We start from the raw sequence: 12,749 nt of genomic DNA, 5'->3' as shown, positions 1-12,749 counted from the left end.
CTAGCTCGGTGCCAGGCTCATCTCTCCACACCAACCCCCCAATACAAGGGGGGTTAATTTTCATCTGGGGGTAAAACTTACGGGAAGTTTCTCCCTTGAGCTCGCCGTAAGAGTTCTGTGCGTTCCAGATGGTTGAAGATGTGCGTGATCAGCTCTGGACCGACGATGGGTTTACCAACGAAGTCATCCTCTCCCGCTTGAAAGACTTGTTCGAGTGTGTGAGGGTCTGGGTGGGCGATTAGGAAGAGTATCGGGATCTTGCTCCAATCTCGGTCGTTTAATTCCGACATTATTTGATTAAGCTGCTCCCAAAAGTCTTTTGGGATCGAGAGGGAGTACAGGTCAAGTCTCCAGGGATCCAGTGGTTCTCTCAGCGCAAGGACGAATGACTTGTTGTCATCCACAACTAAAATCCTTTTTCTCTCGAGGTTTGAGGCTTCATTTTTGGCATAATCTAGTTGCTCGTTGAGAATCTTAAAGATAGCATCTGGGTCAATAGGCTTTTGCAAGAGCATGCGCTTGAGATCAGCATCTTTCGTTAGCAAAATGAGGAGAGGCAGATTTCGATTCCACCGAGATGGTGCTGGTTCGATCAATGTCCGGCCCAAGTATCTGGGCTTGGGCCGTCGACGGGGGCAAGAACCGAACCTTGGCTTAGCCAGTTTTTAAGGCAATAGGTAGCCCGGCAGTCGTCCTCGTTGTAGATGAGCGACTGCTCCAAATAGCGGCGATCTCGTGTTTCCAGCCACTGGCTGTACCAGTAGATGGAGTGGGCCCCACTGCCCTCGGGTAGTCGCCACTTAAACCCCAGCCAGCGAGCGATGTTTTTCAGGGAGTAGCTCTCGATGGGTAGCACTACCGAGCGCTGAACCCAGCTGTGCAAATCTACAAAGCGCTTCAGCAGTTGCCGCACCTCTCGGGGATCCGTTTGGTGCTGCTCCCCCAGTCGCCGACAAGTCTGTACTTCAAAGCTGTGAAAATGATAGATGGGGGCCTCAGGGTAGCGTTGAACTAGCTGTAGGAATTGTTGCCAGGCTTGCCCTTCCTCTCGCGGCTCAGCAGCTAGGCAACTGTAGTAGTTGACAACCTTGTTCTCCTCTGCTTGTTCTACCACGAGCAAGCCCAGTAGGTAAGCGACGTTGTGGCGGGGATCCGCCTCGATATCGAAGTACAGCTCCACGGGCGCTGTCGGCAGAGCCTGAGGCGGGGATTGCAGCCAGAGGGGCTTGCGGCTGAGGGTGGCACGGGCTTGAAGCTGCAGTTGCAGGGCCACGCCGGCTCCCAGCTTGGGGATAGCCTGGAGCATCTCCAGGCGAGCGTTAGCTAAAGCCTCAATCGAATGGATCCCTGCCTCCTGCAAAAGGGGATAGCGGGATCCGGTTACGCCCGGCAGCAGGCTGAGGGGCTGGGCGACGGCATTCAACTGCCGACAGTGCTCCCGCCAGTGACAAAGATGACAGCGGCTGCGGGCCATAAACACCTGCGGCGGCTCCGCCTGCTCAAGGGAGTGCAGATAATCTTGCAGCAAGCGACGCACCTGGGTGCGGCGTCGGCTGAGGTGAACAAGGTGCCACTTCCCGTCTTTTAAGATCAAGAAGCCGCATTTGGGTACCTGACCCTGCAGGGATCCAAGCAACTCGGCCTGCAACGCCAACAACAACTCGTACTCCGGCTTGGGGCGCTTGCCAATGCGAATGTGAACCGGTAGGTAGGAGAGCTGGCCCTTGCCGATACTGGAGGGATCCCGAATCAAGAGATCCAGTGAGCTGCTTACCCAAACGGAACGAAACTCTGGAATAGCCTCAGGCGGCAGCGCAAGGCTGGAGGATGTCTTGTCGGTGGAGTTGTCTTCGGTGAGCTCCACCTCTGTCTCAAGGGAGGGGGCGAGGGCAACTTCAGAGTCGGTAGGCTCCGCCTCTGCCGCTCCCTCCGGATCCACTTCCCAAAACAGCTTTGCGACGACTTGGCCGCCGTAGATCCGCTCCGCCCCTGCTGCCATAGCTGCTAAGAGAGCTTCATTGCCCGGCGCCACCTCTTCTCCCGGAAATCGCTCCAGCACAGCAGCTTGCAGGGCTTGACGATCCCGACGCCATTGCTCCAGCAGGCTTTCCGGCGGCAGCTTGGCTTCTTGAGGCCCAAAGCGATCTAGGTAGGGCAGGCGCCGACAGCGAAAAAAGGCCAGCAACTCTTCTGCGTCAACAGAACCCTGCTGGAACTCCAACGGCGGACAACCTCAGCTCTGCTGCCATTTTGGCACGCCTTTTGGGGATCCCTTACGACCTGGGATCTTGAGCTGACAAAAGGTGAGGGATATTGACGGCTTCAGCCAAAGTCAGTACCGCCCCTACCAGGCGATCGAGGCGGAAATCAATTTGGTCAAATCGGTCTCTGTTTTGCATCTGGCTATTGCTGCGTTTTGTTGGCTGGGGAAAAGCTGGGGCTTGACCCCACCTTGCCTCTTCATTGTTGCTCAGCAGCTAGGCCAATGCCTGAGCTGTTCTGCGCAATTTGCTGGGCTAGGTGTGGTTTTGTCAATACTGGGTCTCGTTCACCATTTTCAATGCTGACGGGAAAACGATGATGAGCGAGATCACAGCCCTAGAGAAGTTGAAAAAGCAAAAGGAGACCGCCCAAGGGCTCCCCGCCAGAAACCTGTTTTGGGGGGCTGCCCTGGCGTATGCTAAAGGAGAAAGATTTCTTTACACCCGCAGATGGAGCCGACTGTAAGCGCTCTTTCGATGGCCCCGGCCCTGTCCCAGACCCAGCCGGCGGCAGTGGAAATGCAGGGGGTGTGGAAGCGTTTTGGGCAGCAGGTGGCGGTTCAGGACTTGAGCCTGCGGATCCCGCAGGGGGAGGTGTTTGCCCTGCTAGGGCCCAACGGCGCCGGCAAATCCACCACCATCCGCATGCTCACCAGCCTGACCCGCCCCAGCCAGGGATCCATCCGCGTAGGGGGGTATGATGTGGTGCGGGATCCCTTGGCGGTGCGGCGGCAGATCGGCGTGGTGTTGCAGCCCATCACCCTGGAAGCAGAGCTGACGGTTTGGGAAAACCTGGAGTTCCATGGGCGCATGCACCACATCCCCAACCCGGAGCGGCAGCAGCGCATCGACGAGTGGCTGGAGTACGTGAAGCTGGCCGACCGGCGGCACGACAAAGTGAAGACCCTCTCCGGCGGCATGAAGCGGCGCCTCCAGGTGGCCAGGGCGCTGTTGCACCGGCCTCAAATTTTGTTTTTGGACGAGCCAACCGTTGGGTTGGATCCCCAGGCGCGGCGGCTGCTGTGGGAGATCCTGCGGGATCTGAACCGGCAGGGGATGACCTTGCTGATTACCACCCACTACATGGAAGAGGCCGAGGAGCTGTGTGACCGCATCGGCATCATGGACGGCGGGAAGCTAATCGAGCTGGGCAGCACCGACCAGTTGCGGGCCAAGTACGGAGAAGCCCTGCTGGTGCGCTCCCGCCCTGGCCAGGAGGTGAGCTACACCTTTTTCCCCAGCTTGGCGGAGGCCCAGCGGCAGTTGGAAGCGGAACCCGACAAAACCGGCCTGATGGTGCGCCCTGCCAACTTAGAAGATATTTTTGTACGCTTGACGGGCCGTCGCCTGGATTAGCGCGCCCTCAGCCTCAACCTCTCTCCTTCGGAAAGAGGGAGGTTACGGTTTTTCCTCTCCCCATCCCTCCTTTGGAGTGGGGGGCTCGAACTTGTAGCCAACTCCGCGCACGGTGCGGATCAGCTCCGGTTGGCTGGTATCGGTTTCCAGCTTCTTGCGAATTTGGCCGATGTGGACATCGACCACCCGTTCATCTCCCTCGTGGTTAAAATCCCACACCTCTTGAATCAGCTCAGACCGTCGCCACACCCGTCCTGGGTGTCGAGCCATGGCGTAGAGCAAATCAAACTCTAGAGCGGTCAGGTTAATCGGGCGACGGTCACGGATAACTTCTCGGGTGGTCGGGTCGATCACCAAGGAGGGAAAAGTCAAAACCGGCGCGCTGCCTGTTTCCGTTCTCGTCCGCCCTCGGCGCAGGATAGCCTGTACCCGCGCCTGTAACTCCGGCAGGCTGAAGGGTTTGGTCAGGTAGTCATCTGCGCCTAGCTGAAATCCTTGCAGCTTGTCGGCAGGATTCACTCGGCTGGTTAACATCAACACATACACGCCGGTCTCTTTTTGCATCTGCTGGCAAAGGTCGTAGCCGCTCACATCCGGCAAATTCAGATCCAAAATCACCAAGCCTGGCTGAAAAGCGCGCAACTGCTGGAGGCCCTCGGCCCCCGTCGTCGCTACCTCGACTGAGTACCCCTGCCGCTGCAAATACCGCTTGAGCAGCGCGCAAATGCTGGGATCGTCATCGATGATGAGGATGCGTAACATGGCAGCTTGACGCTCTCACAGTCAGCACGAGGCAGAGTTGTAGAAAAGCCCTGCCCGCAGGGCAAACGCATTTTGCGCCTGGGCAGGAGAGGGCAGCCCATCCAGACTACAACAGATAGCTTCAAGTTTTTACATTACCCATTGGATTGCACCAGGAGCTTGGCCTTTCTGGAACCCTCTTTCTCTGGGTAAATCAAGGGAGGCTAACCCAAGAATCTCAGGCATTATTCATTCTACTGGGTTGTCCGGAGGAAAGGGAAAGGGTAAGGTAAAAGGGATTCGCGCAGCAGCTTCTTGCCCGCAGAGAGAAGCCCATTCAAAAACCTCGCCACTTCTGTACTTGCAGGCCAAACCTTAAAGTTGCACGCCGGTTTATCCCAGAAGCCTATGTACAATCCCAACGAAGTCTTTCGCAAAGATATCCAGTTGGCCCTCTTCACCTGGGGGATCCTGGAGCTGGCCTGTTTTGTCATCATGCCGTTTACCCGGGCCTACGAGTATGCGCAGGTAGCGGATTGGCTGTGGCCTTCGCTGGTTTTGGGACCGGTGGGGGCGGTGGTGGTGGCCTTTTGCTCAAAGCTCACAGTAGCTGCTAATTACATCCCCGACCCGAAAAAGAAAAGGGCCCAGCGACAAATTGCCCAGGTCATCAGTTTCTTCGGCTTCCTGGGCTTGGCCTTGCCCTTGCTCCTGGCCGGGTGGACATTTGGCCACGAGGTTCTCACCACCGACTGGGAGAATATGTTCACTAAGTAGAAACTAAACTTGCTACTGATTTGCTCCAGACAGCGTTGCCCCTGGGTAGGTGGCTTCCCAAGGCAGTACACAGAGGCGAAACTAGAAGTACCAGAGATGCTCTGGTACTTGCAAGCGTTGGCAAAGCCCTTTGCTTTCGTCTCCGGCTTTTGGGAGCTGAGTTTTGGATGGCTAACTACCCAATGCGAGGCCGTTCTTCTCCTGCTGCCAGCGGTTTTCCCTTCGGCACCTTAATGGCACTGAGCCTCTCGGTTGGGGTCTTGGCTGCTCTGGGTTGGCAGGCGTGGCGGTTCATTGCCCCCCTGCTGGCTCCTCCTGCGGCGCCTCAGTTTCCTCGCGCGGTGCGTGTGGATCCCTTACCCAGCCCGACAAGTTTGCCTTCCTCCCCCTCTGTTCGCGTCAGTGGGACGGAGTCCTTGCCGGCGGCGGGCACCATCGACCCTGAGGCCTTTCCCCCCGGCAGCCGCGGGCGGGTAATCGAGCCCATAGGTCTAGCCATTCGCAGCCAGCCTTCTGCTGACGGAGCCTACCAAGGGGGAATTGTGGCGGGGGAAACGGTGACGGTGCTGGAGTACAGCGCTGATGGCCGCTGGCAGCGGGTGCGGCGGGAGCTAAACGGCCAGGAAGGCTGGGTGCGGGCCGGCAATTTGGGCCCCGTGGAGGGTGGGGCAGCGGTTGCTTCAGCCACAACTGCTGCAACGCCTGCGGTCGAATCCACACCAGAGTCCACTCCTTTGCCGACTCGGCCCCCCGCAGCAACAAGCATTGCCCCAGGTGCGCAGGGGCGGGTGATCGAGCCGATTGGCCTGGCGCTACGGGCCACTCCCGACCGGGAAGGGGCTTACATTGGTGGCCTGCCCATGAATGAGGTGGTGACGGTGTTGGAGTACAGCGCCGATGGCCGCTGGCAGCGCATCCGGCGCCAGAACGGGCAGGAAGGTTGGGTGCGGGCCGGCAACCTGGCGCAAGAGTAGCAAGATGCCCCGGTGGGGGATTGTAGGTTGGCGAGAGCTTGTGGTTGGCTGGGACAGTACCGCCAGCCGCTGTCGGGAGGGGCAGGCGCGCTAGCGGGAGGGAGTTCTTACACTGGTGGCAGCACCTGATGTCTTGGTTTCAGTGGTCATTGCTGCGACCCCTGGCCAAAGGGATGGTTCTGGTGGCCCTGGGTCTGGGAGCCGGCATGACGGCTTGTCGCCCGCCTGTCGAGCCGGGGCCAGCCAGGGATGGGCAGGCGATCTCTGCCTCGGCTACGGGCACGCTGGAGCTGTGGGCCAACGGCGAAGCGTTCCTGCGGGAGGGGCTGGTCTCCAAAGAGGGCTGGGCGTTGCAGTTTGAGCATGTGTACGTGACGCTGGCGGACATTACGGCCTACCAGACGGATCCCCCTTTTGATCCGCAAGGGGAAGGCGAGCTCGAGGCCAAGGCCTTGGTCAGCCTGACAGGGCCTCTTACGGTGGATTTGGTGCCGGAGCGAGCCCTGCTGGGATCCCTGGAAGCCCCCCCTGGGCACTACAACGCCCTGGCCTGGCGCCTAGTGCCGGCAGCGGAGGGGCCAGCAAAGGGCTACTCCCTCTGGATCGAGGGCAGAGCTCGACCGGCAGAAGGGGAGGGAGAGGCGATCCCCTTTGTGCTCAAGTTCAGCCCCGAGCTGGCTTTTGTCTGCGGCGAGTACGTGGGGGAGACGCGCAAGGGCTTTGTCCGGGCAGGCCAGGTGGCGGATCTGGAGGCGACTTTCCACTTCGACCACCTGTTTGGGAATGGCAGCCTGCCTCCCAAGGACGACCTCAACTCAGCGGCGCTGGGGTTTGCCTCCCTTGTGAAGTTGGACCCAGTCGACCCAGTCTCCCTCGAGCAAGGGCTAAAGGCGGGATCCCAGCCGCTGGAGGTGGACTGGGGCAGCCTGCAGGAGGGATCCCCTAGGGCCCAGGCCGTCTTGCAGAGCCTGCAGAGCTTGGGGCACGTGGGAGAGGGCCACTGCCGCGCCTCCTCTGGCGGCCTCGGCGGGACGGGATCCTTGCCTTAGGTTTTAGGCCTGGGTGGCTTTTGAGATCGAAGGGTGTCCTCTGTCTTTTGCTGACCGATGAACTCAGTCTGGCCAAAGCGCATCCCTTTTTCCCCTTCCTGGCAACTGAGCTGGTTGGCCTTGGGCCTGCTCCTATCTCCGCCGGCTTGGGGCCATGGGGTGGAGGCCTCTTGGCGGGCTGTTCCCACCTTTGAGATCCAGGCCCGCTACGATTCCGGCGAGCCGATGCGTTTTGCCCGAGTTACGGTGTTTGCGCCCACCAATCCCACTCTCCCCTGGCAGGAGGGAGAGACAGACGGAGAGGGCCGGTTTTGGCTGCAGCCGGATCCTGAGCTTAAGGGACTGTGGCAGGTGCGCATTCGCCAGGCCGGCCACGGCGGGGTGGTGAACGTGCCGGTGGGCGAGGAGGGTATGCAGGCAGAAGGGATCCCCAGCCCCTCCTCCCCTGGCTTTGGCCCCCTGCAGCGGGGGGTTATGGCTGCCTGTGTTATCTGGGGCTGTTTGGGCACGGCCCTGTTTTTTTCCCGGCCCCGCCCCTTCCAAGGCCCAGAACTCCCCGACTCCCCAGTGGATGCTGCCGCTTTGAGCCAAGACTAGCCATGCACATCAGCGAGGGCCTTTTGCCAGCACCGCTTTGGCTGGGGGGTTATGGCATCACTGCCCTGCTTACGGGTTGGAGCCTACACCTCCTCCAGCGGTTGGAAAAGGATCCCCGCCGCCAGCTCCCCAAGGCAGCGCTGCTCACGGCGGCCTTTTTTGTCGCCTCCTCCCTTCACCTGCCTTTTCCCCCGGCCAGCCTGCACCTGCTGCTCAATGGGCTGATGGGCGTGATGCTGGGGGCCTTGGCCTACCCGGCAATTGTGGTGGGCCTGTTTTTTCAGGCGGTGGCTTTTGGGCATGGGGGGTTGACCACCCTGGGGATCAACGCCGCCATTATGGGGATCCCGGCGCTTCTGGCAGGAGGGATCTTCCGGGCAAGCCGGCGCTGGTTGGGCACGGGCTGGGCCGCTTTTTGGGCGGGAGCGGTGGGGGTGGTGCTGGCGGCGCTGCTGTTTTACGGCGTGGTGCTGGCGGCGCTGCGCAGGGAGGGGATCCCTTCCACCTCGGCAGAGCACCTGGCTCTGACCAGTTTGGTAGCTGCCCACCTGCCGCTGGCGGTGGTGGAGGGGCTGTTTACCCGTTGGGTGGTGGGGTTTTTGCAGCGGGTGCAGCCGGAGCTGCTGGGAGAAGATGCCCAAAGATAGGGCTGAGGCTGTTCATCCCTGTCGTCGGGCCATGCCGGTTAGGGAGAGGATGCTTTCTTCACAAGCTCCCCTGCCGCCGCCCCCTTCTTGGCTGCACCGCTGGCGGCCCCTGCCCAAGCTGGTTGGCCTGCTGGCACTGATGGCGGCCTTTGCCCAGGTGCAGCGCCTGGCCTTGCTACCCCTGGTCTGGGCGGTGGTGGCTTTTCTCTGGGGGCTCTCCGGATTGCCTCTGCGCCGAGGGCTCAGACGCCTGGCCGCTCCCGGCGTTCTGTTGATAGCCTTTGTCCTCTTCCTGCCCTTTGCCGTTGGGGACACCCTCCTCTGGCGCTGGGGATCCCTGGCTTTGCGCTGGGAGGGGCTGGAGAGGGCCCTCTGCCTTGGCGGGCGCAGCCTGGCGCTTTTAGCGCTGGCGACGCTGCTGTTGGAGACCACTCCCCTACCGGCCCTGTTGGCAGCTTTGCGGGCGCTGGGGATCCCCGACCTCCTCCTGGAACTGGCCTGGCTAACCCAGCGCTATTTGCAGGAAGTGGGCAGCCAGTGGCAGCGGATGCAGCGGGCCGCGCGGCTGAGGGGCTGGCGACCGCGGGGATCCCTGTGGCAGCCTGGGCCAACTTGGCGGCAAGACCTGCCCTTTCTGGCTGCTGCCGTGGGCACTTTGTTGGTTCGCAGCTACGAACGTTCGCAGCGAGTTTACCAGGCGCTGCGCCTGCGGGGCTACGGGCGGGCGCCCTTGGTGCCGCCAGCGGCTGGCGGGGATCCCTGCAGTTGGGCGGCCACCGGGCTGGCGCTGGCAGTGGCTGTTGGCTTGGTTTTGGTTAACTTTGGGGGCTATCCCGATTGAGCGGGTTGGCAGCGAGTTAGACAAGATAGACGGTTCTCTTCCCCGCCTTTAAAAGCAAAACCCAACTAGAACTAGAATAAGAAGGCTTTAATCTTCTCAGCTCTTGTCGCCATTTGCGCGTCCTCTCCTGGGGCTATGAACTGGTTAGAAACCGCTTTGTCTACCTCTTCCCTCAAGGAAGCGCCGGCTGTTGCCGTTTTGCACCTGGGCTGTGAGAAAAACCGGGTGGACACCGAGCACATGCTGGGCCTGCTGGCCCAGGCAGGCTACCGGGTGGAGGGCGACGAAGACAGCGCCGACTACGTCATCGTCAACACCTGCAGCTTCATCGAAGCGGCGCGGCGGGAGTCGGTCAGCACCCTGATGGAGCTGGCGGTGCAGGGCAAGAAGATCATCATCGCTGGTTGCCTGGCGCAGCACTTCCAAGAGGAGCTGCTGCGGGAGATCCCCGAGGCGGTGGCCATCGTCGGCACCGGCGACTACCACCAGATTGTCCAGGTTATCCAGCGGGCAGAGCGGGGAGAGCGGGTTAACGCCGTTACCTCGAGCTTAGATTACATTGCCGACGAGACCGTCCCCCGCTATCGCACCACCCATGCCCCGGTGGCCTACCTGCGGGTGGCGGAAGGGTGTGATTACCGCTGCTCCTTCTGCATCATCCCCCACCTGCGGGGAAAGCAACGCTCCCGCCCCATCGAGTCCATTCTGCGGGAAGCAGAACAACTGGCTGCAGAAGGGGTGCAGGAGCTAATCCTCATTTCCCAGATCACCACCAACTACGGGCTCGACCTCTACGGGGAGCCGCGGCTGGCCGAGCTTATCCGCGCTCTGGGCCAGATCCCCATCCCCTGGATCCGCATGCTCTATGCCTACCCCACGGGCATTACGCCGGCGGTGGTGGAGGCCATTCAGGAGACGCCCAATTTCTTGCTCTATCTGGATCTGCCGCTGCAGCACAGCCACCCAGCGATCCTCAAGGCCATGAACCGCCCCTGGCAGGGCCAGGTTAACGACCGGCTCATCGAACGGCTGCGCCAGGCCCTGCCCAAGGCTGTCCTGCGCACCAGCTTTATCGTCGGCTTTCCCGGCGAGACGGAGGAGCACTTCCAGCATCTTTTGGAGTTTGTCCAGCGCCACCAATTTGACCATGTGGGGGTGTTCACCTTTTCCCCGGAAGAGGGCACGCCCGCCTACCATCTGCCCCAGCAGGTGCCGGAGCCCCTCAAGGAAGAGCGCCGCGCCCGCCTGATGCAGCTGCAGCAAGGGATCGCCTTCCGCCGCAACCGCGAGCAGGTGGGGCAGGTGGTGCCTGTGCTTTTGGAGCAGGAAAACCCCCGCACCGGCGAGTGGATTGGCCGTTCCCCCCGCTTTGCCCCTGAGGTGGACGGGGTGGTGTATGTGCGCGGGCCGGGATCCCTGGGATCCCTGGTGCCGGTCCAGATTACGCGGGCCGAGCCCTACGATCTCTTTGGCCAGGTGGTGGAGGCGCCAGCAGGCTTTAGCTGGAGCGGACGGTAGAATAATTCGGTTGAACTTCGGAAAGGCGAGATGGCCAGTGCAGATGAGCTGAAACAGGCGGCAGCCCAAGCGGCGGCCCAAAAGGTGCAGTCGGGCATGGTGGTGGGGCTGGGCACGGGATCCACAGCCGCCTTTGCTGTGGGCGCCCTAGCCCAGCGAATGCAAAAGGAGGGGCTGCAGTTCATTGGGGTGCCCACTTCCGAGCGCACGGCAGAACAGGCCCGCTCTCTAGGGATCCCGCTGGCCACGCTGGAGGAGCAGCCGCGCCTAGATCTTGCCATCGATGGAGCCGACGAAATCGAAGTGGGATCCCTCAACCTCATCAAGGGGGCAGGGGGAGCTCTGCTGCGGGAGAAACTGGTGGAGGCCAGCGCTGCTGAGCTCATCATCATCGCCGATGCCTCCAAAAAGGTGGCCCACCTGGGCACCCGCTTCCCGGTGCCGGTGGAGGTGGTGCGCTTTGGCTGGAAGACGACCCTAGCGCGGGTGGAGGCCCTGGGCTGTCAGGCGGTGCTGCGGCGCACTGCCGAGGGGGATCCCTACCTCACCGACGAGCAGCACTACATCCTCGACTGCCAGTTTGGCCCCATCGCCAATCCGGCCAAGCTGGCCGAGCAGCTCAAGGGAACGGTGGGGGTAGTGGAGCACGGCCTGTTTATCGGCATGGCCACCGAGGCCATTATTGCTGGCCCTGGAGGGATCGAGACGCTGTGGCGGCCGTAGGGGCCAGTTCGGCTGCTAGCAGGATGGCCTGCTTGAGGCTCTCGGCGCGGGCTACCCCCTGCCCGGCTAGGTCAAAGGCAGTGCCGTGGTCGGGGGAGGTGCGAATAAAGGGCAACCCCAGGGTTAGGTTGACGGCCCGGTCAAACGCCAGCAGCTTCACGGGGATCAGGCCTTGGTCGTGGTAGAGAGCCAGGTAGGCATCGGCCACAGCAGGAGCTCCTTGACCATACCAGGCCTGGGCGGGCGCTAGCCACATGGTATCGGGGGGAAGCGGCCCCCAGATTTTGGCGTGGGGATAGGTTCTTAGCAGCTCCGCCAGCCACGTTTTCTCTTCCTGCCCAAGCTGCCCCTGCTCGCCAGCATGGGGGTTAAGGCCAGCCACAGCAATCACCGGATTGACAATCCCAAAGAGCTTACGCAGGGATCCAACCAGCAAGTCCAACTTCGCGCGCACCAGCTCCGGGGTAAGGGTGAGGGGCACCTGGCTCAGGGGGATGTGGGTGGTGGCCAGCAAAACCCGGATCTGCCAGCCGCTGTGGGGAGAACGGGCCACAAACAGCATGCCGTAGCGCTCGCTCCCGCTGAGCTGGGCCAGAACTTCTGTTTGGCCAGGGAAGGGGTAGCCCGCCTGGTGCCAGAGGTATTTGGCAATGGGAGCGGTCACGATCCCCTGGAACTGGCCCCGCAGCGCTTCTTCAATAGCTGTTTTCAGGTAGGCAAAGCTGGCCGCCCCGCTTGCGACATCCCCCCGGCCCACGCGCGACAGCTCTAGGTAGAAGCCGCTGCCGCCCTCCAGCACCGGGATCCCTGCCGGGTCGGCCAGGTCGGTTGCCCCTCGCTGGCGCAGAAGGCAGTAGGTAGCTTCCAAAACCTGCCGCTCGCCCACCACCGTTATCTGGGCGCAGGCCTGCACCTGGGGATCCGCCAGCGCCTTGAGCACAATCTCTGGCCCAATCCCCGCCGGATCTCCCAATGTCAGGGCTAGCTTCGGCAGCAGCAAGCTCATTTTCTATTTCTAGTCCAATTTCTAGGGATCCCCCCGAAGGGGGAACCTATTAGAGAAGGATTTATCAAGGAAGAGCTGTTGGGCGTTTCCAATTTCTAGGGATCCCCCCGAAGGGGGAACTACTACAACCGATGAAAAGGACACAAGCTGTTTCATCGACTGGAGTTTCCAATTTCTAGGGATCCCCCCGAAGGGGGAACTTGCCCTGAATGGGCAACCTCGTGTTTGATCTAGTCGTTTCCAATTTCTAGGGATCCCC

At 61.3% G+C, this 12,749-nt stretch carries 13 protein-coding genes and 1 CRISPR repeat array (1 of these 14 cut by a window edge); of the genes, 9 read left to right on the top strand and 4 right to left on the bottom strand.

From position 1 onward, the window contains the following. Positions 1–77: 77 nt before the first annotated feature. Both NW848_RS16740 and NW848_RS16735 read right to left on the bottom strand, forming a co-directional pair. Positions 78–545 (bottom strand): response regulator, encoded by a 468-nt coding sequence (locus tag NW848_RS16740; protein WP_143597172.1) that lies wholly within the window; start codon positions 543–545, stop codon positions 78–80. A 47-nt stretch (positions 546–592) separates the two neighbouring features. Continuing rightward, a complete protein-coding gene (locus NW848_RS16735) occupies positions 593–2,185 on the bottom strand; it encodes a TM0106 family RecB-like putative nuclease (RefSeq protein ID WP_414511369.1) in 1,593 nt (530 codons plus the stop codon). Positions 2,186–2,711: 526 nt separating this feature from the next. Between NW848_RS16735 and NW848_RS16730 the strand changes: the two genes are divergently transcribed. Further along, on the top strand, positions 2,712–3,617 hold the full coding sequence (locus NW848_RS16730) for an ABC transporter ATP-binding protein (protein WP_240527937.1): 906 nt from the start codon (positions 2,712–2,714) through the stop codon (positions 3,615–3,617). A gap of 42 nt (positions 3,618–3,659) precedes the next feature. Here the strand turns inward: NW848_RS16730 and NW848_RS16725 are convergent, their stop codons facing one another. Continuing rightward, positions 3,660–4,379 carry a response regulator transcription factor gene (locus tag NW848_RS16725; RefSeq protein ID WP_011431117.1) on the bottom strand — a complete coding sequence of 240 codons (720 nt, stop codon included), beginning with the start codon at positions 4,377–4,379 and terminating at the stop codon, positions 3,660–3,662. Positions 4,380–4,766: 387 nt separating this feature from the next. Here NW848_RS16725 and NW848_RS16720 point away from each other — a divergent pair, with 387 nt between their 5' ends. The 8 genes from NW848_RS16720 to rpiA all read left to right on the top strand — a co-directional run bounded on the left by NW848_RS16720 (position 4,767) and on the right by rpiA (position 11,484). Next, positions 4,767–5,135: a hypothetical protein gene (locus tag NW848_RS16720; protein WP_099812877.1), complete on the top strand. Its 369-nt coding sequence runs from the start codon at positions 4,767–4,769 to the stop codon at positions 5,133–5,135. A gap of 167 nt (positions 5,136–5,302) precedes the next feature. Next, positions 5,303–6,109: an SH3 domain-containing protein gene (locus tag NW848_RS16715; RefSeq protein WP_011431119.1), complete on the top strand. Its 807-nt coding sequence runs from the start codon at positions 5,303–5,305 to the stop codon at positions 6,107–6,109. Positions 6,110–6,237: 128 nt separating this feature from the next. After that, complete coding sequence (locus NW848_RS16710; RefSeq protein ID WP_414402810.1) at positions 6,238–7,158, top strand: hypothetical protein; 921 nt, start codon at positions 6,238–6,240, stop codon at positions 7,156–7,158. 57 nt (positions 7,159–7,215) lie between these two features. After that, complete coding sequence (locus NW848_RS16705; RefSeq protein WP_011431121.1) at positions 7,216–7,755, top strand: hypothetical protein; 540 nt, start codon at positions 7,216–7,218, stop codon at positions 7,753–7,755. Between the two features lie 2 nt (positions 7,756–7,757). Next, positions 7,758–8,402 (top strand): cobalt transporter CbiM, encoded by a 645-nt coding sequence (gene cbiM / locus NW848_RS16700; protein WP_099812876.1) that lies wholly within the window; start codon positions 7,758–7,760, stop codon positions 8,400–8,402. Between the two features lie 49 nt (positions 8,403–8,451). Then, positions 8,452–9,243 (top strand): cobalt ECF transporter T component CbiQ, encoded by a 792-nt coding sequence (gene cbiQ, locus NW848_RS16695; RefSeq protein WP_099812875.1) that lies wholly within the window; start codon positions 8,452–8,454, stop codon positions 9,241–9,243. 156 nt (positions 9,244–9,399) lie between these two features. Beyond that, entirely contained in the window at positions 9,400–10,761 is a 1,362-nt protein-coding gene (gene rimO, locus NW848_RS16690) for a 30S ribosomal protein S12 methylthiotransferase RimO (RefSeq protein WP_041438525.1), read from the top strand. Between the two features lie 30 nt (positions 10,762–10,791). Then, positions 10,792–11,484 carry a ribose-5-phosphate isomerase RpiA gene (gene rpiA / locus NW848_RS16685; protein ID WP_414508898.1) on the top strand — a complete coding sequence of 231 codons (693 nt, stop codon included), beginning with the start codon at positions 10,792–10,794 and terminating at the stop codon, positions 11,482–11,484. On the opposite strand, the gene pdxA is transcribed toward rpiA, so the two are convergent. Next, complete coding sequence (pdxA, locus tag NW848_RS16680; protein ID WP_414508899.1) at positions 11,441–12,490, bottom strand: 4-hydroxythreonine-4-phosphate dehydrogenase PdxA; 1,050 nt, start codon at positions 12,488–12,490, stop codon at positions 11,441–11,443. The genes rpiA and pdxA overlap by 44 nt on opposite strands. A 10-nt stretch (positions 12,491–12,500) precedes the next feature. Continuing rightward, positions 12,501–12,749: direct repeats of the CRISPR family, unit length 36 nt; unit sequence GTTTCCAATTTCTAGGGATCCCCCCGAAGGGGGAAC; it runs 1,183 nt beyond the window's last position.

The organism is Synechococcus sp. RC10A2 (assembly GCF_047502605.1).
Note: the sequence above shows the minus strand (reverse complement) of the source record. Positions and strands in the feature narration are given on the sequence as shown.